The sequence below is a fragment of the Lysinibacillus sp. CTST325 genome (assembly GCF_054665055.1).
In genome coordinates, this window is sequence record NZ_BAAFHO010000003.1 from 351,627 (window position 1) to 378,321 (window position 26,695).

32 protein-coding genes are annotated in these 26,695 nt (G+C 35.9%); 13 read left to right on the top strand and 19 right to left on the bottom strand.

Going from position 1 to position 26,695, the window contains the following annotated elements; genetic code table 11:
- Positions 1 to 84 precede the first annotated feature (84 nt).
- Positions 85 to 387 carry a hypothetical protein gene (locus ACYQ73_RS11455; RefSeq protein ID WP_460012610.1) on the top strand — a complete coding sequence of 101 codons (303 nt, stop codon included), beginning with the start codon at positions 85 to 87 and terminating at the stop codon, positions 385 to 387.
- Positions 388 to 461: 74 nt separating this feature from the next.
- On the opposite strand, the gene ACYQ73_RS11460 is transcribed toward ACYQ73_RS11455, so the two are convergent.
- The 4 genes from ACYQ73_RS11460 to ACYQ73_RS11475 all read right to left on the bottom strand — a co-directional run bounded on the left by ACYQ73_RS11460 (position 462) and on the right by ACYQ73_RS11475 (position 2,759).
- Positions 462 to 1,187, bottom strand: a complete 726-nt coding sequence (locus ACYQ73_RS11460) for a metallophosphoesterase family protein (RefSeq protein WP_460012611.1) — start codon at positions 1,185 to 1,187, stop codon at positions 462 to 464.
- 22 nt (positions 1,188 to 1,209) lie between these two features.
- Positions 1,210 to 1,713 (bottom strand): DinB family protein, encoded by a 504-nt coding sequence (locus tag ACYQ73_RS11465; protein WP_460012612.1) that lies wholly within the window; start codon positions 1,711 to 1,713, stop codon positions 1,210 to 1,212.
- A 71-nt stretch (positions 1,714 to 1,784) separates the two neighbouring features.
- The gene (locus ACYQ73_RS11470) at positions 1,785 to 2,327 is read right to left on the bottom strand and encodes a TlpA family protein disulfide reductase (protein WP_460012613.1); all 543 of its coding nucleotides are present in this window, start codon (positions 2,325 to 2,327) and stop codon (positions 1,785 to 1,787) included.
- A gap of 54 nt (positions 2,328 to 2,381) precedes the next feature.
- On the bottom strand, positions 2,382 to 2,759 hold the full coding sequence (locus ACYQ73_RS11475; protein ID WP_460012614.1) for a hypothetical protein: 378 nt from the start codon (positions 2,757 to 2,759) through the stop codon (positions 2,382 to 2,384).
- 354 nt (positions 2,760 to 3,113) lie between these two features.
- Between ACYQ73_RS11475 and ACYQ73_RS11480 the strand changes: the two genes are divergently transcribed.
- Together ACYQ73_RS11480 and ACYQ73_RS11485 are read left to right on the top strand one after the other, a co-directional pair.
- Entirely contained in the window at positions 3,114 to 3,599 is a 486-nt protein-coding gene (locus ACYQ73_RS11480) for a DUF6530 family protein (protein ID WP_460012615.1), read from the top strand.
- A gap of 19 nt (positions 3,600 to 3,618) precedes the next feature.
- Positions 3,619 to 4,995: an MATE family efflux transporter gene (locus tag ACYQ73_RS11485; RefSeq protein WP_460012616.1), complete on the top strand. Its 1,377-nt coding sequence runs from the start codon at positions 3,619 to 3,621 to the stop codon at positions 4,993 to 4,995.
- A 100-nt stretch (positions 4,996 to 5,095) separates the two neighbouring features.
- Here ACYQ73_RS11485 and ACYQ73_RS11490 read toward each other — a convergent pair whose 3' ends face one another.
- The 3 genes from ACYQ73_RS11490 to ACYQ73_RS11500 form a co-directional block, all read right to left on the bottom strand.
- Positions 5,096 to 5,434 carry a hypothetical protein gene (locus ACYQ73_RS11490; RefSeq protein WP_460012617.1) on the bottom strand — a complete coding sequence of 113 codons (339 nt, stop codon included), beginning with the start codon at positions 5,432 to 5,434 and terminating at the stop codon, positions 5,096 to 5,098.
- Between the two features lie 178 nt (positions 5,435 to 5,612).
- Complete coding sequence (locus ACYQ73_RS11495; protein ID WP_049667605.1) at positions 5,613 to 5,813, bottom strand: cold-shock protein; 201 nt, start codon at positions 5,811 to 5,813, stop codon at positions 5,613 to 5,615.
- 478 nt (positions 5,814 to 6,291) lie between these two features.
- Entirely contained in the window at positions 6,292 to 7,215 is a 924-nt protein-coding gene (locus ACYQ73_RS11500) for a substrate-binding domain-containing protein (RefSeq protein ID WP_460012618.1), read from the bottom strand.
- A gap of 108 nt (positions 7,216 to 7,323) precedes the next feature.
- Between ACYQ73_RS11500 and ACYQ73_RS11505 the strand changes: the two genes are divergently transcribed.
- The 3 genes from ACYQ73_RS11505 to modB all read left to right on the top strand — a co-directional run bounded on the left by ACYQ73_RS11505 (position 7,324) and on the right by modB (position 9,058).
- Complete coding sequence (locus ACYQ73_RS11505) at positions 7,324 to 7,494, top strand: hypothetical protein (protein WP_460012619.1); 171 nt, start codon at positions 7,324 to 7,326, stop codon at positions 7,492 to 7,494.
- A gap of 118 nt (positions 7,495 to 7,612) precedes the next feature.
- On the top strand, positions 7,613 to 8,398 hold the full coding sequence (gene modA / locus ACYQ73_RS11510; protein ID WP_460012620.1) for a molybdate ABC transporter substrate-binding protein: 786 nt from the start codon (positions 7,613 to 7,615) through the stop codon (positions 8,396 to 8,398).
- Positions 8,399 to 8,401: 3 nt separating this feature from the next.
- Complete coding sequence (modB, locus tag ACYQ73_RS11515; RefSeq protein ID WP_460012621.1) at positions 8,402 to 9,058, top strand: molybdate ABC transporter permease subunit; 657 nt, start codon at positions 8,402 to 8,404, stop codon at positions 9,056 to 9,058.
- Between the two features lie 106 nt (positions 9,059 to 9,164).
- Here modB and moaD read toward each other — a convergent pair whose 3' ends face one another.
- The 5 genes from moaD to ACYQ73_RS11540 are packed head-to-tail and all read right to left on the bottom strand — an operon-like array spanning position 9,165 to position 12,675.
- On the bottom strand, positions 9,165 to 9,398 hold the full coding sequence (moaD, locus tag ACYQ73_RS11520) for a molybdopterin converting factor subunit 1 (RefSeq protein WP_460012622.1): 234 nt from the start codon (positions 9,396 to 9,398) through the stop codon (positions 9,165 to 9,167).
- On the bottom strand, positions 9,391 to 9,870 hold the full coding sequence (locus ACYQ73_RS11525; protein ID WP_460012623.1) for a molybdenum cofactor biosynthesis protein MoaE: 480 nt from the start codon (positions 9,868 to 9,870) through the stop codon (positions 9,391 to 9,393). Before ACYQ73_RS11525 ends, moaD begins: the two co-directional genes overlap by 8 nt.
- Positions 9,867 to 10,391 (bottom strand): molybdopterin-guanine dinucleotide biosynthesis protein B, encoded by a 525-nt coding sequence (gene mobB, locus ACYQ73_RS11530; protein WP_460012624.1) that lies wholly within the window; start codon positions 10,389 to 10,391, stop codon positions 9,867 to 9,869. The genes ACYQ73_RS11525 and mobB overlap by 4 nt, the downstream gene beginning before the upstream one ends.
- Positions 10,352 to 11,644, bottom strand: coding sequence for a molybdopterin molybdotransferase MoeA (locus tag ACYQ73_RS11535; protein WP_460012625.1), 1,293 nt, complete (start codon positions 11,642 to 11,644; stop codon positions 10,352 to 10,354). The genes mobB and ACYQ73_RS11535 overlap by 40 nt, the downstream gene beginning before the upstream one ends.
- A 14-nt stretch (positions 11,645 to 11,658) precedes the next feature.
- Positions 11,659 to 12,675: a thiazole biosynthesis adenylyltransferase ThiF gene (locus ACYQ73_RS11540; protein WP_460012626.1), complete on the bottom strand. Its 1,017-nt coding sequence runs from the start codon at positions 12,673 to 12,675 to the stop codon at positions 11,659 to 11,661.
- Positions 12,676 to 12,795: 120 nt separating this feature from the next.
- Between ACYQ73_RS11540 and ACYQ73_RS11545 the strand changes: the two genes are divergently transcribed.
- From ACYQ73_RS11545 to ACYQ73_RS11560, 4 genes are all read left to right on the top strand, one after another.
- Positions 12,796 to 13,290: a MogA/MoaB family molybdenum cofactor biosynthesis protein gene (locus ACYQ73_RS11545; RefSeq protein ID WP_460012627.1), complete on the top strand. Its 495-nt coding sequence runs from the start codon at positions 12,796 to 12,798 to the stop codon at positions 13,288 to 13,290.
- Complete coding sequence (locus ACYQ73_RS11550) at positions 13,287 to 13,877, top strand: molybdenum cofactor guanylyltransferase (protein WP_460012628.1); 591 nt, start codon at positions 13,287 to 13,289, stop codon at positions 13,875 to 13,877. Before ACYQ73_RS11545 ends, ACYQ73_RS11550 begins: the two co-directional genes overlap by 4 nt.
- The gene (gene moaC, locus ACYQ73_RS11555) at positions 13,870 to 14,352 is read left to right on the top strand and encodes a cyclic pyranopterin monophosphate synthase MoaC (RefSeq protein ID WP_370075498.1); all 483 of its coding nucleotides are present in this window, start codon (positions 13,870 to 13,872) and stop codon (positions 14,350 to 14,352) included. Before ACYQ73_RS11550 ends, moaC begins: the two co-directional genes overlap by 8 nt.
- A 104-nt stretch (positions 14,353 to 14,456) precedes the next feature.
- Entirely contained in the window at positions 14,457 to 14,633 is a 177-nt protein-coding gene (locus ACYQ73_RS11560) for a hypothetical protein (RefSeq protein WP_460012629.1), read from the top strand.
- A 39-nt stretch (positions 14,634 to 14,672) separates the two neighbouring features.
- On the opposite strand, the gene moaA is transcribed toward ACYQ73_RS11560, so the two are convergent.
- From moaA to ACYQ73_RS11575, 3 genes are read right to left on the bottom strand one after another with little or no spacing between them, the layout of a single operon-like run.
- On the bottom strand, positions 14,673 to 15,695 hold the full coding sequence (moaA, locus tag ACYQ73_RS11565) for a GTP 3',8-cyclase MoaA (protein WP_460012659.1): 1,023 nt from the start codon (positions 15,693 to 15,695) through the stop codon (positions 14,673 to 14,675).
- A 26-nt stretch (positions 15,696 to 15,721) separates the two neighbouring features.
- Positions 15,722 to 16,519, bottom strand: coding sequence for a formate dehydrogenase accessory sulfurtransferase FdhD (gene fdhD / locus ACYQ73_RS11570; protein ID WP_460012630.1), 798 nt, complete (start codon positions 16,517 to 16,519; stop codon positions 15,722 to 15,724).
- Positions 16,520 to 16,531: 12 nt separating this feature from the next.
- Positions 16,532 to 16,879 carry a Na-translocating system protein MpsC family protein gene (locus tag ACYQ73_RS11575; RefSeq protein WP_049667590.1) on the bottom strand — a complete coding sequence of 116 codons (348 nt, stop codon included), beginning with the start codon at positions 16,877 to 16,879 and terminating at the stop codon, positions 16,532 to 16,534.
- A 614-nt stretch (positions 16,880 to 17,493) separates the two neighbouring features.
- On the opposite strand from ACYQ73_RS11575, the gene fdhF reads away from it, so the two are divergent.
- Genes fdhF through ACYQ73_RS11590 form a run of 3 tightly spaced genes read left to right on the top strand, consistent with a single transcriptional unit; the run spans position 17,494 to position 21,971 of the window.
- Positions 17,494 to 20,427 (top strand): formate dehydrogenase subunit alpha, encoded by a 2,934-nt coding sequence (gene fdhF / locus ACYQ73_RS11580; RefSeq protein WP_460012631.1) that lies wholly within the window; start codon positions 17,494 to 17,496, stop codon positions 20,425 to 20,427.
- Between the two features lie 4 nt (positions 20,428 to 20,431).
- Positions 20,432 to 20,908, top strand: a complete 477-nt coding sequence (locus tag ACYQ73_RS11585; protein WP_387082277.1) for a helical membrane plugin domain-containing protein — start codon at positions 20,432 to 20,434, stop codon at positions 20,906 to 20,908.
- A gap of 16 nt (positions 20,909 to 20,924) precedes the next feature.
- A complete protein-coding gene (locus tag ACYQ73_RS11590; protein ID WP_460012632.1) occupies positions 20,925 to 21,971 on the top strand; it encodes an Mrp/NBP35 family ATP-binding protein in 1,047 nt (348 codons plus the stop codon).
- A 195-nt stretch (positions 21,972 to 22,166) separates the two neighbouring features.
- Here the strand turns inward: ACYQ73_RS11590 and ACYQ73_RS11595 are convergent, their stop codons facing one another.
- The 4 genes from ACYQ73_RS11595 to ACYQ73_RS11610 all read right to left on the bottom strand — a co-directional run bounded on the left by ACYQ73_RS11595 (position 22,167) and on the right by ACYQ73_RS11610 (position 26,403).
- Positions 22,167 to 22,454, bottom strand: a complete 288-nt coding sequence (locus tag ACYQ73_RS11595) for a hypothetical protein (protein ID WP_460012633.1) — start codon at positions 22,452 to 22,454, stop codon at positions 22,167 to 22,169.
- Positions 22,455 to 22,827: 373 nt separating this feature from the next.
- Positions 22,828 to 24,063 carry a chloride channel protein gene (locus ACYQ73_RS11600; protein WP_460012634.1) on the bottom strand — a complete coding sequence of 412 codons (1,236 nt, stop codon included), beginning with the start codon at positions 24,061 to 24,063 and terminating at the stop codon, positions 22,828 to 22,830.
- A 914-nt stretch (positions 24,064 to 24,977) separates the two neighbouring features.
- Positions 24,978 to 25,178 (bottom strand): hypothetical protein, encoded by a 201-nt coding sequence (locus ACYQ73_RS11605; RefSeq protein WP_460012635.1) that lies wholly within the window; start codon positions 25,176 to 25,178, stop codon positions 24,978 to 24,980.
- A gap of 358 nt (positions 25,179 to 25,536) precedes the next feature.
- Entirely contained in the window at positions 25,537 to 26,403 is an 867-nt protein-coding gene (locus ACYQ73_RS11610; RefSeq protein ID WP_460012636.1) for an alpha/beta fold hydrolase, read from the bottom strand.
- Positions 26,404 to 26,695: the final 292 nt, after the last annotated feature.

The following is a 26,695-nucleotide window of genomic DNA, read 5'->3' on the forward strand; positions in this document are numbered from 1 at the left end:
CCTAGTATTACCTATACATCGAATTTGTTAATATGTTACAATTTAGTTAAAGTATTTTTGTCGGAATAGGGGGATCTTTTTAATATGTCCTATGTAAACGATTTACAGTATTATATTGATAATGCTTCAATCGGGATATTACTCGAACTTCTTTTAGTGACAACTTGTATTTCAACGATTATTTATTTAGTAACTAAAAACCAATATATTTCGTACCTTTCGTCTGCACCAATATTTTATTTTCTTTCAATAATTTTGTACCACAATTCACACTTCATTCTGCTTGTCTTAGCAATGACAGTACAAGCCTTAGTTATTTTATTTATCCAGAAGAAGAATCTACTAAAGGTAATAACAATGACAGACAAAGCTCACGACAGTATTTAACATGATAAAAAAGGACTTGTTTTTATGATTTATCAACAAGTCCTTTTACTCTTTTAAGCTTAAAAAATATCACCTTAAACTCTCCCATATTTTAATGCTCTCGCCCAATCAGATCTATTTTGAACTTCGCTTTGTTTAATAACCTCCGTAGTATCATAAGGAATGCTTAACTGCTCAATAACATATTCACCATCCCTTTTTTCTACAACTGTATAATTTGCAAACGGTGTGCCTGATTCAATCTTATAATAGAACGGTTCAACTTCTTCATAAGCAGGCAAACCGACACTGCCTGGATTTATAATGATTTTGTTATTAGGTAAATAAACAATCGTTGGTAAATGGGAGTGACCACAAAAAATAATATTTTGAGGAATATCTTTTACTAATTTCATTATTTCCTCTGTCTGTTTAACAGTAACGCCATGTGGAGTAATTTCATTCAACATATACAGTTCATCATTTTCAGGTGAAGCATGACAAAAGTAAAAATCATCTGTCTGAATCGAAAATGGCAGGTTAATTAACCAGCTTTTATGTTCCTCTAAGAGAACGTCTATTACACATTGAATGTTTGGATTATCCGATGAAGACTGCAACAATATCCGATCACAATTCCCACTTACACTTTTAATATCTGTACTCTGTATCATTTCATATGTTTCTAATGGGAATAACGGTCCGTAAAGAGTGTCACCTAAATTATATATCTTATCGATACTTCTATATTTTATATCCTCTAACACTGCTTTTAATGCATCTTTATTTCCATGAATATCTGATAGTACAGCTATTTTCACAATATCCTCACCTTAATTAGTTTTACATTTCTGGAGCTTCCATACCGAAATTTGCCCATTCTTCTTTAGCTGGACCATAAATGCCTGGGACAGTTAATCCCGCCTGTCGCATAAGAACCGTCATTTGTCCTCGATGGTGATTCTGATGTTGAATCAAGAACATTAACAGTGTACTAATTCGCATTTCTTGACCGAAAAAATTGATGTGCTCGTGAAGGGTTTGATCCGTCCAATTTGTTTTTACTGCTTCCATAAACGCATTATTAGCTTGAGAATAGCTATCTGCAATAAATTGTGCTGAAGCAGGAACAGGATAATCTTTAGTTGGACCTTCAAATGTCAAATTTGTATTTGAAGTTATGATGCGAATTGCCGTAACTGTATGCCAAGCAATACGTCCTAAAGTCCAATTTTCAGATGTTATTTCCTGTTGAAGAGATTCATCAGTTAGATTATTCAGTAACCTCTGTGTACAATTTGCTTCGAACTCCCAAGACTTAAAAAAATCATTTAAATTCTGATACATAATAATCCCCTCTTTTCTTAAAAGTGACAACAACAGAAAAGTGCTCTTATCGTAAAGGAAATGTTTATAGATTAGTAGAGGTTTTCAATATATTTATTTAATTCTTTTTGATTAATCGATCCTTTTATCGTGTACATTAATTTACCTTTTGAATCAAATATAAACGTTGTTGGGTAAGCCAATATTTCAAATGATTTTTGAAGTGTACCATCTATATCAAGAAATATAGGGAAATTCAAATTGTATGACTCTTGAAATTTCATGGCATTTTCAATACTATCTTTAGAAGTTGCATTGATCGCTAACAGCTCAACATTTTCAGATTTATTGTTATAAAAATCCCTTAATTCAGAAGCCTCTTCTTGACAAGGTCCACACCAAGATGCCCAAAAGTTAACGATTAGGACCTTTCCATTGTATTCTTTAAATGTTGTTGATGATTCGTCTAATCGTGTTAATTTTGCATCAAAAACAAGCTGTTTTGTTCCATCTTCATTTTCTACTATCGGATTTACTGTTGCTTCTTTTATGAATACATTTTTGAAAACAATCCCTACAAGTAATACGACTAACAAAGCTGATATATAATAACCTAAACGCTTTTTATCCTGCACAAACAATCACCTACATAACCCCTTTTTTAAATATCCTTTTCTCTTAAAACGTACCTAGATTGAATTTTGATAAGCTAACATTAATTTTTCTTTGGCTTTCCGACCAGCTAATCCTGTTTTTAATAATTCATCAGATTTTTGGTGATCTAAAGTTTTAGTAAATTGATTTAATAGGTTATCTATCAAAACATCGTGCATCTCGCCTGTGCTTTGATCTGTACCTTGTCTCTTTGGTAATTTCGTTTCTTTAATCATTACTCTTTCGCCATTCAATTTTGTTACATAATGACGAATATAACCATCTTCTCTTATTATTTCATATTTCGCTTTTGCTCCTTTATTTTTATCTAAAAATAAATCTGGAGATAGTCTATTTAATTCATCTTTTTTTATCGTATTTATGTAATTATTATTTGTAGATTGAATCCTCATTCTATTGCCCTCTTTCATTCGTTTTTTCGATATTCAAAGAATAACGCTTAATTATTTTTCCATTATATAAACCAATTACCATTTTAACTAATTTAATTAATTTGGTCTACTCTCTATAAATTGTAGTAGCTATCCTCTGCAAAAAATTCTTTCGAACAAATCAGTAGTAATTCTCATATTAATATTGCGAAGATTATCTTGATGTTCCCTTTATAACTGGTTTATTCACGAGATCCATTAGATGAAAAATTTTCCATATAAAGATTGACCTCCGAATTTGTCCAATGTTATATTTACTAATGCAGTAATTTACTAAATTACTAAAAATTGAATTAACAAAGGGGGATGTAATTGTTGAAAATACCTACACATTTAAAGCACAAACCTGTTATTGTTGCTGAAAATTATGCCAATATTGATGGGCGCACTGCTTATCATACAGATGCACAGGGGCTCTCACTTGGCTTAGCTCAATGGAATGACAGAGGCAAGGTTGATATTTCTGCTAAAGTGTGGCGTCATACAGGTGGTAAATGGTCACGTCAATCGGAGGAATTACCACTCCATCGCGTGCTTGACCTCGCTATATTAGTATGTGAATCTCAGCTTCATTTTAAGGAAGCTTATCGCTACGATCATTTATATGATGAAGAAAACCCTGTTATTAAACGTATTGGCTTACAAGGAGATGCAATGACAGTGGAAGTATGTACGGAAAATGAACAAATTGAAGAGGATATTAAGCTCTTTCGTCAAGCTTTAAGTGCGGATGGTGAACTAATTGGCGAACGCCTGCGCACGCTATCTCATATTTTAAAGGAAATGGGTTACGGTTATTAAAACCCAAGAGGGGATAAAAATGAACCAACAAATTTTACATGATGATAAGAAACTGCAAAAAGCTTTTTTTAACTTTTTAATCCCGGTTATGCTAGCGAATGTGCTGCAGTCACTAGGGCAAGTCTTTGGCATGTTTATCGTTGGGCGCAATTTAGGTGTTGATGCGCTAGCGGCAATTTCAGCATTCTTTCCTTTCTTCTTCTTTTTAATGGCATTTGCTATTGGGATTGGCTCAGGTAGCTCGATTTTAGTAGGGCAAACTTATGGGGCTGGCAATCATGAGAAGATGAAGGAGGTTGTAGGGGTAACTTTAGCGTTTACAACGATTTTATCGATTGTCGTCGCGATTTTTGGTGGCTTTTTCATTGAATGGATTTTACGCTTTATGCAAACACCCGCAAATATTTTAGATATGAGTATAAGCTATGCTCAAATCTTATTTTTCACATTACCGATTATGTTCTGGTATATGGTGTACACAACCTTTATGCGTGGTGTAGGTGACTCTAAAACACCTTTTTTATTTTTAGTCATAAGTGTTATTTTAAATATCGCATTCCTACCACCATTAGTATTCGGTTGGCTTGGTCTGCCTAAGTTTGGCTTAAACGGTGCTGCTTATGCTTCCGTTTTATCGAATTTGGTGACGATGATATTGTTATTCGCCTACTTGCATAAAACAAAGCATATTTTACGCTTAGACAAATCGATTTTACAGCATTTTAAATTAAAGAAAGATATTTTAGCTTCATTACTAAAATTAGCCATTCCAGCAAGCATTAGTATGGTTGCGATCTCTGTAGCAGAAATTGCTGTAATAGGCTTCGTTAATGTTTACGGCTCCGATGCTACTGCCGCTTACGGTGTTGTCAATCAGGTCGCTAGCTATGCGCAGGTGCCAGCGATGAGTATTGCTATTGCGACATCTGTATTTGTGGCGCAGGCTTTAGGGGCAAACTCTACAGATATGATTAAAAAAATTCGTCAATTCGGTGTGCTTGTGAACTATATTTTAGGCGGCGCTATTATTTTAATTATGTATATATTTGCGGAGCCTATTTTATCTTTCTTTATTGATAAACAAGATACGGTACTTATCGCCAAGAATTATTTATATATCGCATTTTGGAGCTATTTAATTTTTGGTCATACACAAACCGTTTCAGCTACAATGCGTGCTACAGGTGTTGTCTTATGGCCGACAATTTTCCTAGTCATCGCAATTTGGGTAGTCGAGGTACCATTGGCGTTTATGTTATCGCACTACACTACATTCGAGCTAAACGGCGTTTGGATCGCTTACCCTGCTGCCTTCTGTGTGCATTTTGTATTACAATACGCATACTTCAAGCTAGGCTGGCAAAAACGAACATTAAAAGCAATGCTAAGCGATTAATTTTTATGTTAGAGTCTGTAGACAAAGTTATATGTAACTTTGTCTACAGCTATTTTATATAGGTGTTTGGGGTAAACAGAATTTATTGATTTCCCATTATTTAAGCTTGATCAGGTGGAATTATTCCCCAAACAAGTAGGAGAAAGAATACTAACCCAATTAAAAAGAATATTAGTGAAGTAATAAATATCGGACCTATTTGATAAGTGAACTGTTCTCTTTTCTGAATTATGCCTGTTTGCCCACTAGCTTGAGATGCAAATAATCTAGACATAGCTCCCCCACTACTTGAAAAGTAAAAAGTACCCCCAGCAAAAACGATACCAGCGAAAAACATTACCTCGATAAATCTTACGGAGAAAAATGAAGCAATAAAATACGTAATTAAAACTTCCACAATAAATGCTACTATCATAATTATCAAATTTTTCCTACTCATATATATCCCCCTACTCTTCAAAGTTTATGCTTCTTACTCTGTATACGATTGAATTTGTATTAAGTTCCAAATTTATACTTATTAACCAATCCATTTTTTCATTACAACACTTCTTTTTTCGCATAAAAAAGAGGCATCCTCATGAAAGGATGCCTCTTTTATGGTTACATCATTAAAATTAAAGTTTTACGATGTTTGTAGCTTGAGGTCCGCGTTGGCCTTCTTCTACTGAGAACTCAACTTTTTGACCTTCTTCAAGTGTTTTGAAACCGTCACCTTGGATAGCTGAGAAGTGAGCGAATACGTCATTTCCACCTTCTACTTCGATGAATCCAAAACCTTTTTCTGAGTTAAACCATTTTACTGTACCTTGTGCCATTTTGCATGACCTCCATTAATAATATTTAAGTAAAATCATTTTACTTCAAAAGAAAAAATTCACATATTACAAAAAGCATCAAACAAAACACGATTACTCTTTGTAATATGTGAATTTATTGTTCTCTTGAAAACGATTTTATTATACTTAATATATAAGAAAAAATCATATTTGTCTAGTGCAAAAGCAGATTTTCTAAAATTTAGTTTCTTTCTTACCCGCTTCGCACTAAAATAAGTTCAACTATGAGGTATATTTAATCCTTTTTTAGATCAATCTACTCCGTTAGTTGAACCTTGCGTTTACTTAGAAAGAACATAGAAGAAAACCCTTTTGAAGCAAATGGAATCACATGTTTCTTTCTTATACACGCTTTATTAATCTTCGATATAATATGTTACAATGACTTTTATTTTAGACATAAAATATTTGTAGCTAACGCTATGCTTTCGCTACAGAAAATAATTGCTAAAAGAAGTTAAAGTGTTTCATATATAACTTGTCCCATTTGAGTGACGTCATAATCTCCTAGTGCGACTACTTCTGATTGGAAATCTGGTGAATTTAAAATCTCTTTTACCGATTCAACCAGCAGTTGGTTTTCAGGTGTTTTTAATAGGACAATATCATAACGTTCTCTAACAAGTGGTATAAAGTCAACCTCTATGAGTTTTGATATTTTTTCAATGCCTATTCCAATGTCTGCATGCCCATTTGCGACTGCAGAAGCTACATCTATATGGCTCATTTCTTCTTCGTTATACCCTTCAATTGAGGATGGAGATATGTGATGAATGCGTAATTGTTCATCTAGGAAAGTACGAGCACCTGAACCTTTTTCACGGTTCATCAATTTTAGTGATTTAGTCTTAAAATCATCCATTGATTGAATTTGCAATGGATTACCTTTTTGAACATAAAAGCCCGCTCGGCGTGAAATCAGATTGAGAAGAATATAAGAGTGACTTACAAAAATCTTTTTCAAATAAGGGGTATTATATTCCCCTGTATCACCATCGTACAAATGTAAACTCGCAATATCACAATCCCCGTTATATAGCGCCATGACACCATTAAAGCTACCTTCATGCGAGCGCAATACTTTATTTGATTGTTTTTTCTCTATATATTTCCCTAATAAGTCTAAGGCTAAATCCTGTCCGCTAATAATAATTTTTTTATTTTTTGTCGAAGGAGTAGTCGAGGCAGTAGATGCAGCTGGAGTTGCTCCTGTCTTGCTCTTTTGTATATATAATTGTAAATCGGTTCTATCCACACGCATTTGTCGGCCCACACGGAAAATAGGTAAATCTCCCTTTTTCACTAAATCGTAGATCGTTAATTTTGAAACCTTTAATAATTGAGCCACCTCTTCAATCGTATAGGAATGTTCATGTGACATGTAAAAAATCTCCCCTTCTGCTTCTATTGATTCTATAGTAACGTAATTATAATATTATTGGCATCACCAAAACGTGTGGTTGATTTCCGTTCCGACTGGGGGCGTCCAATGAGCCGCTTGGGCCAACAGGATGTTGGTCACGAAGGCGTTATCACAGGACGTGATGGTTTTAGCCTTCGTTCCTCTATCGCTAATCCCCAAGGGGTCGCCCAGCCTCCACTCCAATTAACTTATTTACATAGTATACGGTTAACAAAAGTCATCCACAACTTTTGGTGATGAACCATATTTTTAACATCTTGAAAGTTTCTAGCGATTTGGTATTTCTTTTTTAGACATAACTAATTATAATTAGTTATGTCTTGTTATAACGAGTTATAAAAGGAGTATAATCAAAGTGAAAAAGTATTATAGTTTAATAGCTTCATTATTACTACTAGTCGGCATTTTAGCAGGTTGTGGTAGTCAAGAAAGTAACAACAAAGTAAACGAACCAGTTGAATTAACGATTTCCGCAGCAGCTAGTTTGCAAGATTCATTAGAAGAGCTTCAAAAAGCCTATGAAAATGAACACGATAATATTAAAATCACATTTAACTTTGGTGGCTCTGGTGCTTTACAGCAACAAATTTTAGAAGGTGCTCCTGTTGATCTTTTCTTTTCAGCAGCACAAGATAAATTTGATGAGTTAGTACAAAAAGGTTTAATCGATGAAAAGCAAGGAACGAATCTTTTAGCAAACGAATTAGTATTAATCGTTCCTAAGAAAAATGAAAAACAAATTCTATCATTTGAAGACTTAACGAAAGCTGATAAGATTGCCGTTGGTACACCTGAAACGGTTCCTGCTGGCAAGTACGGTATAGAAACATTGAAAAACATGAACCTTTGGGAAAATGCGGAATCAAAGGTAGTCTATACAAAAGACGTACGACAAGTTCTTACTTATACAGAAACTGAAAATGTTGATGCAGGGTTAGTTTATAAAACAGATGCCCTTGTGTCAGAAAAAGTCGATGTCGTTGCTACAGCTAAAGAAGATACACATACACCTATTATTTATCCTGTAGGTGTTATCAAAGATAGTAAGCATGCAAAAGAGGCGGAAGATTTTTATCACTATTTACAAAGTGATCAAGCGATGAAAGTATTTAAAAAATACGGCTTTCAAGGAACTCATTAATAAATGAGTTCGGATTTCTGGTCACCTCTTAAACTTTCTATCGAGATAGCACTTGTGTCAGGAGTAATTGTGATAATAACTGGTATTCTATTTGGTAATTGGATGGCAAAACGTAATTTCAAAGGAAAATTATTTCTAGAAACAGTGTTACTTTTACCATTAGTATTACCTCCTACTGTAATAGGTTTTCTTCTAATTATTATTTTTGGTAAAAATAGTGTGCTAGGTAACTTGATTACATGGCTTTTTAATCAACCCATTATGTTCACATGGTGGGCGGCGGTCATTGCCTCTACTGTTGTTGCATTTCCTTTAATGTATCAATCAGCAAAAACTGGCTTTGAATCTGTTGATGTGGACATTGAGAACGCTGCACGTGTTGATGGAGCTAACGAATGGCAAGTCTTTTTCTTAATTTCTATCCCTCTCGCATTAAAATCAATTGTCTCAGGTGGAATTTTAAGTTTCACACGAGCTTTAGGTGAATTTGGTGCAACCTTAATGTTTGCTGGTAACCTTCCAGGCAAAACACAAACGACCCCACTCGCTATTTATATGGCGATTGGTTCGGGTAACATGTCACTCGCTTGGTCATGGGTGATTTGTATGATAAGTATTTCCTTCCTTATGCTTCTGAGCGTTCATCTCATGAAGGCGTAAAGTGAAACGTTAACTATTAGGGGTTCCTCCCTCTACTTTTACAGGGTAAATATAATAAAAGATGTAGTCGGTGCAAACTAAACTGTACCAACTACATCTTTTCTTTTTATCCTCCACTAATGGGTGGAATAAAGGCGATTGTATCCCCGTTTTTTACAACCGTTGTATCCGTTGCAAATTCCTCATTTACTGCTGTCATGACATGTTGTAAATTAATTTGTGGATATTGCGTTTCCATCCATTCTTTAATTTGTCCAATTGTTCGGTCTGACAAGTCTACACATAATTTTGACTCACCGATTATTTCTTGTAAGTGAGCAAATAGTAATATGTTAATCACAAGATTCCTCCTCTCTGATTGATGGATTTCCTTTTGGATAAGGGACATTTTCTAATTGATCACCAATCCATTCAGTCCCATCTTCCCAATACTCTTTTTTCCAAATAGGCACAATTTGTTTAATACGATCAATAGCAAATTCATTGGCTTCATAGGCTATTTTACGATGTGGTGATGAAACCGCAATGACTACGGCAATATCCGAAATTTCTAAATGACCAACACGATGTGTAATGGCTACTTTCGCTTCTGGCCATCGCTCTTGTATTTCTTTAGATATTTGTTCGAACATTTTAATAGCCATAGATGGATAGGCCTGATATTCCAAATGTAGTGTTTTCTTGCCTTTCGTCATTTCACGTACTGTTCCAATGAATACAGTGATTGCACCAGCATTTCGATCAGTTACTTTTTGTCTAACTTCTTCAACATCAATTGGTTTATCCATGATTTCAAACAACGATGTAGTCATGATTTTCTCCTCATTTCCTGCATAAGAAAATCCATATATTGTGCTTTTTCTTGAAATGAAAAAGTTGGATAATCTAACGGTTTATTTAGTGGATATGTTGACCAATAAAGAACACAGACGATATTGGTTACTTTTTGTAGCAAAGATTGATCTTCAGCGTGTCGCAAAAGAACAACCTTCGGATAGTCTTCATTTTTATAGCCTTCAATGAAAATGATATCCATATTAAATGTTTCATAAATAGCTAGTATTTCAGCAAGCTGCCAGTTACTTTGGTGAATGCTCATGCGCAAAGTACCTTCCCCCTCAACTGCTGTCACACTTGCACCAGCCTTCTCATGGCGAATACTATCTTTTGAACTTTCTATCATAGGGATGCCACCATGGCCATGATGCTTGATCGTTCCTACACGAAATCCTTCTGTGGTGGCTTGTGTAATGAGTTGTTCCATTAACGTTGTCTTCCCACTATTTTGATAGCCTACGATTTGTAAGATTTTTCGATGTTGCCCCATGGCCACTCACTTCCCTGCAAATCTTCTAACAATAAAACAACAACTTGCATTCCTTTTTCGTATCCACGTGATCCACCTGGTAATACGATAAAAGAATTGGCTTCTGCTAAGGAAGAAACGGCACTAGATTTATCGAACCCAGAAGGAACTGCAACTAATTGACCGTTTTCGTAAGACGCATTCGCACGTACAAAACGGGTAAACGGATTCGGTTTTTTAAAGTCCGCATTTAAAACAGCCTGCTCTCTACGTAGATGTGGTTGCTTATTACCAAAAGCCGTACGAATAATAGGTCGTGTAAATAATTCAAAACCAACATAGCAAGCTGATGGATTACCTGAAAGTCCAAATAATAATTGACCATTTCGAGCCGCAACAGTTGTTACACTACCTGGTCGCATTGCTACTTTATTAAAAAGTACTTGTGCGTCAATGGCTTCATAAATGGCAGGTAAGTAATCGTAATCACCTACTGATACTCCTCCAGTTGTAATCAATATGTCTACTTCCTGAAGAGCTTTTTCAACAGCTTGAATACATAAATTTAGATCATCGCTAAACTTACCAAAATATTTGACGGTTGCCCCAGCACGTTCAATTTGAGCCATTATCATATATGCATTGCTATTACGAATTTTTCCTGGCTGCAAAGCATCACTCGGTTCAAGTAATTCACTTCCTGTTGCAATTACGCCAACGATTGGTTTTCGAAAAACAGGTACTTGATCATAACCAAAAGTAGCAAGTAATGCGACAACACCTGGATTGATATATTGTCCTTTTTCAATAAGAATTGCACCTTTTTGAACGTCCTCTCCCTTAAAGGAAATATTTGTTCCTGTTTCATAAGAGCGTTTAATCGACATATACGATTGATTGTCTTCTTCAAATGTGTGCGTTAATTCTAACATAACGACTGCATCACATCCGTTTGGGATAGGCGCTCCTGTCATAATACGCACCGTTTCTCGTTCACCGACTTCTCTCTCATATACATAGCCCGCACCAATTTCCCCCACTACTTTAAAGGTTACTGGATTGTCTGAACTTGCCTCTTGACTATCGACCGAGCGAATAGCATAACCATCATAAGGTGAGCGATCAAAAGCTGGTACATCTTGATCTGCAGCAACATCTTCTGCTAAAAATCGTCCATGTGCTTGCTGTAGTGAAATGACCTCTATTTTTCCTTGGAATGCAAACTCCATGACACGTTGAACAGCTTCTCCAACAGCAATTGGTTTTCTTTTTTCTAACATTTTAGAACACTCCTTTATCCGAATAAACGATAATAAATGGTTTTAGCTTTTTGTATATCTTGTACACCGTGAATGACAACTCGTCCATCTTGGAAAATCACTAGTCGATAATCTTCTGCTTGGCACGATAGTAAATAGGGATTTTGTTGAATATCACCATAGGGATGAAGTTGAACAGCGAGCTGATCAAAATTATAGTGAATCGGTTTTGCTGGACGTATTTGAATAGCATCGCGACCACATAATACATTTAATTTTGTTTGATTTTCATAGGATAAATACGGATAGGTCGGATTTTTGCCACAGGATGGACAGTCATGATTGCGAATTTTTTCTACGTTGATTTCATAATGTTGATTTTGCCAAACATCAAAAGTTAAATAACTTTTGCGTAATGCTTCTTCATCGCCTATTAAAAACTTTAATACCTCAGCTACTTGATAAGCTGCGACGATTTGAACAGTTGGACTAATAATTCCTACTGTATCGCATGTCATCCCTGTATTAGGCATCGCTGCTAGCAAACAATGTAAACAAGGTGTTTTACCTGGCACAATCGTATAAGTAGCACCATAACTCCCAACACAAGAACCATAAACCCAAGGAATTTGATATTTTTGTGCAAGATCGTTCATCATAAAGCGAATATCAAAGTTGTCTGTTGCATCCAGCATAATATCGACATCTGCAAGCAGTGGGATTATTTGCTCTGTACACGCATCAAAAATATATTCGTTAATTTCTACCTCTGCGTTAATGCTTTGTAGTCGTTTTTTTGCAGCGATTACTTTTGGGACTTTTTCTTGTGCATCTTGTTCGGTATATAGTTGTTGTCTTTGTAAATTACTCCACTCTACATAATCACGATCAATAATCGTCAATTTTCCGACGCCTGCCCTTACAAGAGCCTCTGCGCTAGCACTGCCTAAAGCACCAACTCCTATCATTAGGACATGCTTTTGTTTTAGTAGTAGCTGCCCGTTTTCTCCGATTGGGCTGAATAATTGTTGTCTAGAATATCTATTATGCATAAACATTTTTGCCTTTCTTTCTATGAATTTTAGTTTGACCTTTTCATTTATAGCTTTATAATAAAAGCAATGTTTTTCAGCAAAAACAAAAATCAACTCTATAAAAGGAGGTCTTTTACCTTGCATCCCACACATAGTGAACTTCCTATCCGAGCTGCCATTTTAACAGTAAGCGACACACGAACAAAGGCGGATGATCATGGTGGTCAGCGTATCCAATCATTACTTCAAGAAGCTTCATTTGAATTAGTAGACTACCAAATGTCAAAAGATGAACCGCTTAAAATCTCAAACCACGTACAAAAATGGTGCGATGATCAAACCATTAATACCATTATCGTAACAGGTGGAACAGGATTTACACCGAGAGACCAAACTTACGACACGATTCTCCCTTTTTTCGAAAAAGAAATGATGGGCTTTGGTGAATTATTTCGTACACTAAGTTATGAAGAAATTGGCCCAAAAGCCATGTTTAGTCGTGCAACAGCAGGTAGTCGCGATAAAACGGCTATCTATGTACTACCAGGTTCCACTAATGCCGTGACACTTGCCATGACAAAACTGATTCTTCCTACTGTGCAACATTTCGTTGGTGAGTTGAATCGCATATGAAAATGGCTGGTGTTGTCTTAGCAGGTGGTCAATCTTCACGGTACGGTCAACCGAAAATGTTTGAATTATTTGCTGGTCTGCCCTTATATAAGCACAGTCTCATAGCCTTACAAAAAAATCAACTACAGCCTTTAATTATTGCTACGAATGCTAGTTTGCAATCAAAGTTTGTAGAAGAAAATGTCCAATGGATTATTGAAAAACAGCCTCATCAAGGACCTCTGTTTGCTTTGCATAATATAATGACAAATTTTCTGGAAGTAGAGTGGTTTTTCGTAATAGCTAGTGATATGCCTTTTATTAATGCAGAATTTGTTCAAACTATGCTCACATGTATCGATGATCGTTATGATGCGATTGTTCCTAAACAAGCTTCAAGAATACAACCTCTTGCTGCTTTATATCGACGCAGCGCTTTACCAAAAGCACAGCAATTAGTCCAACAAAACAAGCGAAGTATGAAAGTCTTGTTAGAGCAACTTCAAGTATGTTATGTCCCATTCGAAGAAGAAAGCTCAACATTTATCAATATTAATTCTCAACAAGATTGGCTACAAACATTTGAAAGGAAGTCTAATAATGAGTAATTTTACACACTGGAATGAAGAAGGTCGTCCCAAAATGGTCGACATTTCAGATAAAACAATCACAAACCGTACAGCGATCGCTCGTAGTACAATCACGTTATCCGATGAAGTCTATCAAGCTATCCAACAGGGAGGCATTAAAAAAGGCGACCCTACGCAAGTGGCACAAATTGCCGGGATTATGGGCGCTAAAAAAACGGCTGATATTATCCCAATGTGCCATCCGATTATGTTACAAGGAACAGATCTGCAATTTGAATATACTAAAGCAGAGGATGGTTACGAACTACACATTCAAGCTACAGTAAAATGTAATGGTAAAACAGGCGTCGAAATGGAAGCATTAACTGCTGTATCCATAGCTGCACTGACTTTTTATGATATGTGTAAAGCCGTCGACAAATCTATGGTGATTAAAGAAACATACCTCGTTCAAAAAACAGGCGGAAAAAGTGGCGACTTTGTGCATAAATAAACATCAAATCAATTTCGCCTTGGCGTAATTGCCACTGCCGCTTCGCTTTCGCGCAGATAAACAATGCGTCCGGATTTTGAATTGTGCTAGCACAATTCATTCCTTTGAAAATCCGTGACATCCGCCGGAGGCTTTATCTTCATTCAGCAGGTACAGATACTTGGACACCCACTGAAAAGAAACCTCATACGCATCCATATCACACCTTCTATGGCAATAGTTTTCTGCTGAACGAAGATAAAAATCCGGCATTGTTTTGCCGAATTTTTTCTGTTTTTTAACAAAAGTCACCAGCACTAACTAATACCACTCTATTTCGTCTATCCACCGATATGTGACATTTCAATTTTTGAGTTTTTCCTTTTTTCCATTGTCTGTTCATTTCGTTCATCGGAATAGCGATCTTTTCTATTTTCCCAAACATTCGAAATGTGTTGGGTGATGGTTTCATCATCTTCCCCAGACCTTAACAAATCTCGTAGATTCGTTCCCTCTGTTGCAAATAAACAAGTATATAATGTTCCTTCTGCTGAAATACGAGCACGCGAACATGTGGAGCAGAAAGAATCTGTTACAGATGATATCACGCCAATTTCGCCCTGAGCATCCTCATATTGATAACGTGTAGCCACTTCCCCTTTATAATTAGGGTCAACAGGATGCAAAGGGGAAAATTGGTTGACCTCGTCAATGATTTTTTTCTTCGACACAACTTCATCCAGCCGCCAACCATTCGAATTACCGACATCCATATATTCAATAAAGCGAAGAATATGCTGTTTCTCTTTAAAATATTCTGCCATCGAAATGATATCTTGCTCATTTTTCCCTTTTTGAACGACCATATTGATTTTCACTTGTAAACCCGCTTCTGCCGCTTTTTCTATACCTTCTAATACCGTTTTCACTTTTCCTCGATGGCCATTCATCTCGAAAAAACGTTCTTCATTTAGAGAATCTAGGCTAACAGCTACTCGTGATAAACCTGCTCTCGCCAATTCATCGGCATATTTTTTCAACAATGTGCCATTGGTCGTTAAGGCAATATCTTCTACTCCATCTATGCGATGTATACGTTCAATTAATGTCGGCAGATCACGACGTAGTAAAGGCTCACCACCAGTAATGCGTACTTTTTTCACACCTAATGAAACGAAAATCTTTACTAATCTTTCTATTTCTTCAAAGCTCAATATTTTTTCGGACGGTAAAAAAGCATAATCTGGACCAAATACTTCTGCAGGCATGCAATATTGACAACGAAAATTACAACGATCTGTCACTGATATCCTTAAATCTCTTAATGGTCTGTGTAGTTGGTCTTGTAGACTAGTAATTTTAATCTCTTCCTTTCATTTTGTTAGAGCGATTAACTTTTTGGTAAGTGAATACGTTCTTTGTGTGTATAAATATTAAGTGTATTTTGGCGAATAAAACCTACCGTCGTAATACCGAGCTGCTCTGCTAATTGCAATGCTAATTCTGTTGGAGCCGATTTGGACAGCACAATTTCACAGCCAATTTTCGATACTTTAAGTAAAATTTCAGATGAAATCCTTCCGCTAAATACAATAATTTTATCCTGAATGCTAATTTTGTTTTTTAGGCAATAACCATATATTTTATCTAAGGCATTATGGCGCCCAATATCCATTCTACTTAATAAAACACCATTCGCATCACATAGCGCGGCATTATGAACACCACCAGTTTGTTTGAATGTTTCAGCCAAATCTTGCATATCGCGCATTAAACGAAAACAATCATCTGTTGTAATACGCACATGAATGCCTTCCATTTTTTTAGCTACTAATGCATCATTAGCAAAAACAAACCCTTGGCGGCTCATGCCACAACAAGAAGTAATGTAACGTTTATTTTGAATTTGTTGAAAGTAAGGATTCACACGCTTTGTTTTAACATGTACAAAACCTTCTATTTCTTGGTGCCAAATGGCTTCAATATCTTCGTAATCGCGAATAATCCGTTCAGAAGCCAAATAACCAATAACCATATCTTCTACATACTCGGGTGTGCAAACCATCGTCACAAATTCTTGCTCATTAATCTTCACTGTGACAGCGTATTCTGTGACAACGGTATCTTCTATTTCTTTAATTTGATTACCTTCAACACGTATTATTTCTCTAGTTACTGCGCGTTCCATATGGCATCCCCTTTATTCACTAATATTATCTTCAAAAACAAAGACGGAAATAGCAAAATCTTCTTCAATTTTGATATCTGAAAATAAATGGAGTAACTTAGTGCCCATCAATTCTTCCATGCCTTCAGGAGGTGATTTAGTATACAAATCTTGAATCATTCTTGTACGTGCAGCATGAACCATTTTTAACCCTTCAGGCGTACTCGCAATAAATTTTTCTGTCGGTGTGATATTACCATATAAAGTTGAGACAGCCATGTTCTCTACGAAAACAGTATGAATACGCTCTGGTCCTTTTCCAAATATATCTTTGCGTAGTTTTCGAATAATGTCGTTGAACTCATGCACTTTTTTTGACATTTTAACGATTCTCCCAACGTAATTAATCTTTTTTTCCTATGTTCATGGGGGTCACCCTTACAGTTTGTTAATAATATAGCAACTTAAATAAAAATTAAAGAGAAAATATCCAATGATAATTATTCTCAATAGATAATTTTTATTATTATTATTGTCCATTTTAGCTGAAAAGGCTATAATAATTGGTATTACATATGGAATGAAAGTATTTTGATTCCTATGTCATGGTTTCATACAAATAAGTTTGAACTATAGGCATGGTGGTTTTAATATTTATATTCTATAGTTATATTGAATAAAAAATAAAAGTTGATTGAATTTTTAGCAAGGCCTGTTAAGAATTTTATCCACCATGAATAAATAGCATGTTAGTACATGCCTTTTCATGGTGGATTTTTTTATTTTTGAGCAATATCAACATCGACAACTAATAATTAATGTTTCTTCATCTATGTTGGTGTAGAAATTGGACAAATTGGGGAATGACATTATAACAAGACAATTTTTTTAAAAAACAAGACAATCAAAATAAAACTCGTAACTCTATTCCCGATTTATCCTAAGTATTAACCTGTTGTCAAATAAGTCTCAAAGAGCAAAAGGAGGAAAATACTTTGACTACAATTAAAATTAATGGCCAACCGTATGATGTAGCAGAGGGAGCTACAATACTTGATACCATTAATCAAAATGGCATCGCCCATCCACAAATTTGTCATGTACCATCTGTTGATCCTATCGAAACTTGTGATACATGTATCGTCGAAGTGAATGGACAATTAGTTCGCTCTTGTTCAACAAAAGCAATAAACGGCATGGATATCCAACTTACTTCTGATAAAGCGAAAGCTGCACAAACAGAAGCGATGGATCGTTTACTAGAAAATCATTTACTGTACTGTACAGTTTGTGATAATAACAACGGAAATTGTACATTACACAACACAGCAGAATTAATGGAAATCGAACATCAAAAATATCCTTATCAACCAAAAGTCGAACCACACGAAGTAGACATGTCGCACCCGTTTTATCGATATGATCCAAACCAATGTATCGCATGTGGACAATGTGTAGAGGTTTGTCAAAACTTACAAGTCAATGAAACATTATCTCTTGACTGGGAAGCTGAAAGACCAAAAGTAATTTGGGATGAAGGCGTTGCCATTAACGATTCTTCATGTGTAGGCTGTGGACAATGTGTAACTGTTTGTCCATGTAATGCCTTAATGGAAAAATCAATGCTTGGCGAAGCTGGTTTTATGACTGGGCTTAAACAAGAAACGTTAGATCCGATGATTAGTTTAATTAAGGAAGTTGAGCCTGGCTATAGCGGTATCTTCGCTGTTTCTGAAGTCGAAGCTGCTATGCGTAGTAAACGTACGAAGAAAACAAAAACAGTTTGTACTTTCTGTGGTGTAGGTTGTTCGTTCGAAGTTTGGACAAAAGACCGCAAAATTTTAAAAGTACAACCTTCTGACGGTCCTGTAAATGCTATTTCTACTTGTGTAAAAGGAAAATTCGGTTGGGACTTCATCAACTCTGAAGAACGAATTACAAAACCATTAATTCGTAAAAATGATGCATTTGTTGAATCTTCATGGGATGAAGCTCTTGACTTAATTGCTACTAAACTAGGTGGCATTCAAAAAGAACACGGTTCTGGTTCTGTCGGCTTTATTTCTTCTTCAAAAATTACAAACGAAGAAAACTACTTAATTCAAAAAATGGCACGTCAATTATTCCAAACAAATGACGTTGATAACTGCTCACGCTATTGTCAATCTCCTGCTACAGATGGCCTACTACGCACAGTTGGTATAGGTGGCGACGCTGGAACGATCAAAGATATCGCAAAAGCTGGACTTGTTATTATTGTTGGGGCAAACCCCGCAGAAGGTCACCCTGTTTTAGCTACTCGTGTAAAACGTGCCCATAAATTACACGGTCAAAAATTAATTGTTGCCGACGTTCGTAAACATGAAATGGCTGAGCGTTCTGATATTTTCATGCGCCCAAAACAAGGAACAGACCAAGTATGGTTAATGGCCGTTACAAAATATATGATCGATCAAGGTTGGCATGATGAAGCCTTCATTAAAGAGAACGTGCACTTCTTTGATGATTTTAAAGATGTACTTGAAACATACACACTAGAATATGCAGAAAAAGAAACGGGCATTTCAAAAGAAACGTTGATAAATGTTGCTGAAATGATTCGTGATGCTGACGGTACATGTGTACTTTGGGGTATGGGTGTTACACAAAATACAGGTGGCTCCTATACATCAGCTGCAATTTCTAACCTACTTCTAGCTACTGGGAACTATCGTCGTCCAGGTGCAGGTGCCTACCCTCTTCGTGGTCACAACAATGTTCAAGGTGCTTGTGATATGGGTACACTACCAAATCTATTACCAGGTAATCAAAAAGTAATAGACGACGAAGCACGTAAGAAATTTGAAGAAGCATATGGTGTGAAAATCAAACCTGAACCAGGTCGTACGAATATGGCAATGTTAGATGCTATCATGGAAGGTAAAATGAAAGCAATGTATTTAGTTGGGGAAGATATGGCACTTGTAGATTGCGATGCTAACCATGTAGATAAAGTACTTTCACAATTAGACTTCTTTGTTGTACAAGATTGCTTCCTTTCACGTACAGCACAATATGCGGATGTTATTTTACCAGCAGCACCTTCTCTTGAAAAAGAAGGTACTTTCACGAATACAGAGCGTCGTGTACAACGACTATATCAAGTATTACCAACACTTGGTGAATCAAAAGCCGATTGGGAAATCCTTCAATTAGTTGCACGTCGCCTAGGTGCTGACTGGAATTACAGTCACCCAAGTGAAATCTTTGCTGAAATGGCTAGTCTTGCTCCATTCTTCTCGCAAGCGAACTATGATGTATTAGAAAATTGGGGTAGCTTCTGTTGGGGTAGCCATGATGGTAAAGACACACCTTTACTATATGAGGATGGCTTTAACTTCCCTGACAAAAAAGCTCGTTTTGCTTTAAATGATTGGATCAGACCGGTTGAATATGAAGCGCAATATGATTGCCATATTAACAACGGTCGTATGCTTGAACACTTCCATGAAGGTAATATGACAAATAAATCAAAAGGTATTCAATCGAAAGTACCTGAAATTTTTGTTGAAGTATCACCAGAACTAGCAAAAGAACGTGGCATTGAAGATGGAGCTCTTCTTCGTTTAGTGTCTCCTCAGGGCGCATTAAAATTAAATGCCCTAGTGACAGATCGTGTACAAGGAAATGAACTTTTCTTACCAATGAACTCTGTTAGCAAAGACTCAGCGATTAATTTCTTAACGGGCCAGGCTGGAGACATCAATACATCGACACCAGCGTACAAACAAACAAAAGTACGCGTAGAAGTATTGAAGCAAAAAGGAAAATCTCCACTTCCTAGAACAAACCCGCGTTATAAAAAACGTCATCCACAAAATGGTGTTGAGGTACAACGTAAATGGAATCGTCCTGGTTACGTTCACTTAACAACTAACGAAAGGGAGTGATTTCATGGCTGCACCAATTACGACAATTCAAAAAGCGCAAGTAACAGAAGAACAACTAAAGGAAGAAAAGTTAGAGAATTTAAAGCAACTTCTTTCTGAGAATGAAGAAATGGTGAATCAGGTCTTTACGATCATGGCAGAATTAAATGATATTGGAGCGCTAGAGGCAGCTACGAAACTACTTGAAGCAAAAGAGGATGTTGCACATATCGCTCTTGGTCAATTAACGCGTAAGCCTGTTACGAATATCATCAATAACTTAATGGGTGTTGCAGGAGCATTAACCGAATTGAATCCAGAAACAACAACAAAGCTTATTGAAGGCTTAAATACTGGCTTAGATGAAGCGAACAAAGCCGTTGAATCGGATGAAAAAGTTAGCGCCTTTAAGTTGTTCAAAATGTTAAACGATCCTGATGTTAATCGTGCTGTAAACTTTGGCGTTCACTTCTTAAAAGGGCTTGGCAAAGGCCTAAAATAGGAAGGTGGTTTCTAACATGCTAACGAACGAACACATTTTAAAAACTTTGCAGAAAATCGATGACCCAGAGCTTCATAAAAGCATCGTTGACTTGAATATGGTACGCAATATTCAAGTCAACGGTACGGATATCTCACTTGATATTATCTTGACTATTCAAGGATGTCCTATGAAAGCCAAAATCCAACAAGATGTTGAAGAAGCGTTGAAAGCGATCGGCGCAACAAATGTCTCCATTACATTTGGTTCTATGACAGATGACGAACGTCGTAGTTTAACAGCTTCTTTAAAATCAGAAAAAGTTACGGATAAAGGTATGCCTAAAATGCTTCTACCCGATTCTGGTGTCAAATTTATAGCAGTTACTAGTGGTAAAGGTGGCGTCGGTAAATCTACCGTGACGATTAACTTAGCAGTAGCTCTTGCCCGTCTTGGAAAACGTGTAGGTATTTTAGATGCCGACATATATGGATTCAGTATTCCTGCCATGATGAAGATTCAACAAAAGCCAACAATGATAGACCAAACAGCTATACCAGTAATAAGTCATGGTGTAAAAATCATGTCGATGGGCTTTTTCACAAACGAAAACCAACCTGTCATGTGGCGTGGCCCAATGCTCAACAAATGGATTCGTAATTTCCTTGTTAATACACATTGGGATGAATTAGATTATCTCCTTATAGATTTACCACCTGGTACAGGAGATGTAGCCATTGATATGGCAGCAATGATTCCACAAGCACAAGAAATTATTGTAACAACACCACACCTTGCAGCTTCTCATGTTGCTTCTCGTGCGGGTCTGATGGCTCAACATACAAACCACACGATTCTTGGTGTTGTTGAAAATATGGCTTACTTTGAAAATTCTAATGGCGAAAAGAACTATCTATTCGGTCAAGGTGGCGCAGAAAAATTAGCAGATGAGCTTCAGACAAGTATCATCGCTCAAATTCCATTTGCGCAACCTGAAGAAAATACAGGCTCTTCCGTTTATGACGAAGACTCCATTATCGGTGAGGTATTTACCCACCTTGCAGAAGATATGATGTATCAATAAAATGTACCTTTCATCAGTAGGTGGTTTTCTTCATCCCCTACTGATGATTAGTCTTCACCAATCAGGCTTTTACAGGCAGTTATTCTCCTGCCTAAGAGCATGATAAAACACAAAAATCCTTGTCTCGCTTTTACACGAGACAAGGATTTTTTTATCGAGCAATGTTCAAGTTTGAAACACTTCCCTATATGTAATTCAATAGCCAGCCTTTTTTAAAACCTGCATAAAATAAAAGCGGTACGTATTTTTAACGAAAGTATCTAAAGGCAGCCCAACATTTAATTGATACTTTGTAAAAATAAAATAAAAACGCTTATCCCATTTTAACCGTAATAATTCCCCGGCATCTTCACCGTATTTCTCCATAAATTCCTCAATTAAAGGTTCAATCATATAGTAGCAATAGTCTTTTAAGTTTGCGAGAGCCTCTATATCTTTCTCCTTTTGAAAACGTGTAATCCAATCTTCTAATTGTTCGTTCATGTTAAAATCCATCTCACTTTATATTGAGTTTCTTCCTATTATATTATAACTCTTTTTATAGGTTTTCGCTTCTCTCGTTTCTTAGATATATTGTTTTGGGTTGATAAAATAATGAACTTCAAATCTATTCAACATGTAAGATGCTCACCTAATGAATAATAACTTTTTTTAATCGATCAAATACGTTCTTATAGTAGGACTACGATGAACACTTTTGATCATTTATTGGAAGAAACTAAAAGAGCGAGTACTTATTTTTTGAAAAATAGTGATTTCGGACAAATTTTTACGCTATCGACAAATTTGTATGAATGCAAAAGCCTTACAACCTTTGTGCATTTCAGTTGGTTTCAACCAGCGTTCCCAACTAAAATCAAGCAGTTATTTTTTGTGGATTTTTTTTACCCATTTTACTTAACCAAATAAATAAAAACACAATGATGAATATAACCGGGACTAACTCTTTAGGGAAAAATAGCATTAGAGCAATTCCTACTAGTAAAGGTGTCTTTAAAATAGCGATTGAAGCACTACCACCTATAACAGCTACGATAAAGAGCATATCTAGTTGTGGAAAAAAAGTCGCGATCGCGTAACCCTGTAATATAGAAGCGAATATAACCGGTAAAACATTTCCACCAACCCAACCTGACTTAAAACAAAACTCCATAAAAATCAGTTTTAAAACAGAAGCTAAAATTAAAGTAGCCATCGAAAGTGTCGGTACTAAACTAGGTAAAGCTTGCATAGAAAGTTGGCCGGAAAAAAGTAAATTAGGAGCGATTATTGACATCAAACCAATACCAATACCACCGATAACAGCACTTAAAATAATTTTATTGTTAATTTTAGAAAAGAATTTTTTCATTGCTCTTTCCATTAGTTCATAAAGTTTACTAAACAAAATACCAAACAACACAAAAGGAATAAATAGAAACAATTCATCTAATCCCCAATTAGTTTCCCCTAACTTTGTCACAAAAGGAGGTTGACCTGATATTTTAATAAAGAACATAAAGGTCACTATTCCATTAACGATAAATAATATATACAAGGATTTCTTCAATAAAAGCAGTTTTTTCTCTTTAGGAGCCCGATCAGGATTATATGGAATAAGGTAGTTATGAGGTAAAGTTAATTTTTTTAGTTTAATTATCCAAGAATCCTGTTTCCATTCGTTGTAGGAAAAATAAAAGTAACGCATTTTATCTCCCTGCCATACCGATAACGCAATAACAGAACTTAGTATGGCTGCTGCGGGACCAACACTTGCACCAAAAACTAAAATTAAAAAAGCAATTAAAAAATTGAGACCTACATTCGAATAGTCAATTTTTTGAGTTGTTTTTAATTCAACAATAGCTTCATTAGCCGTTTTAGGGAGGCCACCCCACTTGAACTTGCTAACACCTACTAAAATGCCACCAAAAATACATAAAATTAATGTATAAATAGCGGGTATTTTTAAATCATTGGATACGTCATTCCACAAAAAATCTACCAAGCCATTAACTAAAATTAAAAAAACAGAAGAAATAAAACCGATTATCCCACTTAAAATTAAGCCATAAATAAGTAATCCGCTTATTTTAAAATACTTCTCAGTCAAAATAAAATTCACCAACTTTTTATACGTATATTAAGATTATTCTCTTGTTGCATTAAATATAATACCCATATAACTATACTAGACTTTATTCTGAAAGGACTAGTAATTTCCTATCTAAATCCAATCTAAACATACTAATAAATAGATTGCCTAGTTCATTTTTTTAATGATTATCATCCTTCCCGTTTCTTTACTACTCATATTCCATAACTAAAATAAACACCTTCGATGCACCTTTACTACCTTACTACCTCACTACCAATCAATAATCAGTAGTGTTACAATTTCTGTTTAAAAAATTTTCAATAGTTAAGCAAATAAAACGAGGGAATAATTTGAAAAAAAATCTATAAATTTTTTTAGGTCTATTAATCCTATTGATTATTAATTTTGGCTATATTCAATTTAAATTTAATTAGGAGAATAAGGCAGTAATTGATTATTTAATAGATAGCGAGGGAATTTCAAAGGATTCTCTTAAACATTCATAGCAAATTTAAGAGGTTCAAAAAATTGGATGGTTCCCGTTAAAATCGAAGGTGATTCAAAAACGTATTACTATTACTTAAATCGTGAAAATAAAGTTGTTTTAGAATCTTATGTTGAAAATGGTGTAGAAAAATAATGGATCAATATTTTTGAGGACTATTCTCGACTTTTCAACAATAAAACAATAGCCATCATACATCAATCTAAAGGCTTGTGCGTAAAATTCACACAAGTCCTTTTGTTATGCTTCCTCAATCAATCCTGTTGCTCCAGAAGTGGTTAACTTGCTAGTTTTGTTCCAGGTAACTTTTCAATAATGCCTAATTCAACCAATTTTGAAACTAAAGGGATTAAATTTATGAAACAGCTCAATCATTAATGTAATAAATTCTTTTAACTAGTGGATGTTAAAAATGGACATTCAGTTAATTTATGAGCCTTTGGTTATATTCAATCCACTTTTCCATTTCTCTCTCCACGGCTCGATTTTGCCATTCAAACCAAGTACCTGAACATTCACTACAATGACTATCTACCCCACTTTTATTATGCATATCCTTACGTGTAAATACAGTTTTTTTACGACAGCTGTAGCAGTAAATTTTTAACTCTTTATCAAATTCCATAACGATCAACTCCAACATTTTTACACATATTTCTTTCCGTTTTTTATATAAATTATTCTAATTTACAAAAGAATCTTTACGGGGGAGAATGATATATAGTTTAGTGAGAACATCATTAAATGGCATGTGAATAACCCAACAGAGACTAAGTGATGCAACAAAATACAATTTTCAAAGCAGTTGATCTGGCCACATCAAGAATGAACAATATGAAAAAAGAAAAGTGCCTTAAACCCTTAATAACAAAGAATTCAAAGCACTTTTCAGTTGGTTCTAACTTGGTTCTTGTTGATCCTCACAAAGTTGTCTTTTTATGATTTATTAAAGCTAATCATTAACTTACTCCTGCTTTCAGTAGTCAGTCGCGACCTGCCTCGTAAAACTTTTGTGCCACCATAGCCGGTCTTGTACGCGTGTCCGTAAAGTGGTCACCGTCGCCTACAATCAGTCGGAACTGCCCTAGCCGGCTGGACATATTCGGATGCCAGCCGTAATTCTCTCCTCGTGGCAATGCGTTGTCTTGGTAGAAATAGACATAGCTTTTGGGCGTAGGCAGCGAGTAGAACGTTTTAAGATCCAGTTTCTCGAAAAGCGGCTTAGCCGGTTCCGGTGTAACGCTTTCATACATCCGTTTAGCTTCCTCTAAAGTTGCCGTATTGACGAACGAATCCCGAAACAGGGAAAACGGCATAAAGATCGTATCGTCATTCGAGCTGGCTCTGAGCTGTTCAAAACCTTGTAACATTTGGGGCGAGAATTCGTCAGCAACTGATTCTCCGTCTTTCAGTACGAACGCGTCCCAGAAAACAAGTCGCTTTATGCGATCTGGAACCTGTTCTGCAACCTTTTGAATGACTGATCCTCCGAAACTGTGCCCGACGAGAACAAAGTTACGTAGATTCCATTTTGTTATAAAATCAACGACGGACTTCGTGATCATCGCATGCGTGACATTTTTATTCGGATCTTCGCCGTGACCTGCGTATTCAGGTGTATAGACGTCATGCCCTCGACTGCGCAACTCTGCCGCTACTCCATCCCAGAAATGAGCATCAGCCCAAGCACCATGCACTAGCACGAAGGTAAGCCGTTGCTGTGAGGGTAAACGGTGTCTTTCATCAAATTCAAGGGCACTATTGCTCCAGGGAGACCAATAAGGGGCGTAATAAAAGCTGTTGGACATAGATCTATAATCGCGATAGGGAAATTGAGAATAAGGAAACATGAACAAGACACCCTTTCCATTCGACATATATTATCAGCTTATGCCCAGTGCGTTTGAGAGGTTCCCATACTCAAATCATCTAAAGTTGTACAGCACGTTCATGGCAACAATCGCGATTGCTGTATGCCCCATTCTGGATTCGTGTATTTACCTTAAAATGTTCAATCGAATCTAATCGAAAACCACAAAATAAAAAAACGCTTTAAAACCTTTTATATCAAGCTTTTAAGCGTTTTTCTTTCTTCATAAAATCTACTTATCTATTATAATGTAATTCATAAAAAAAGCGGTC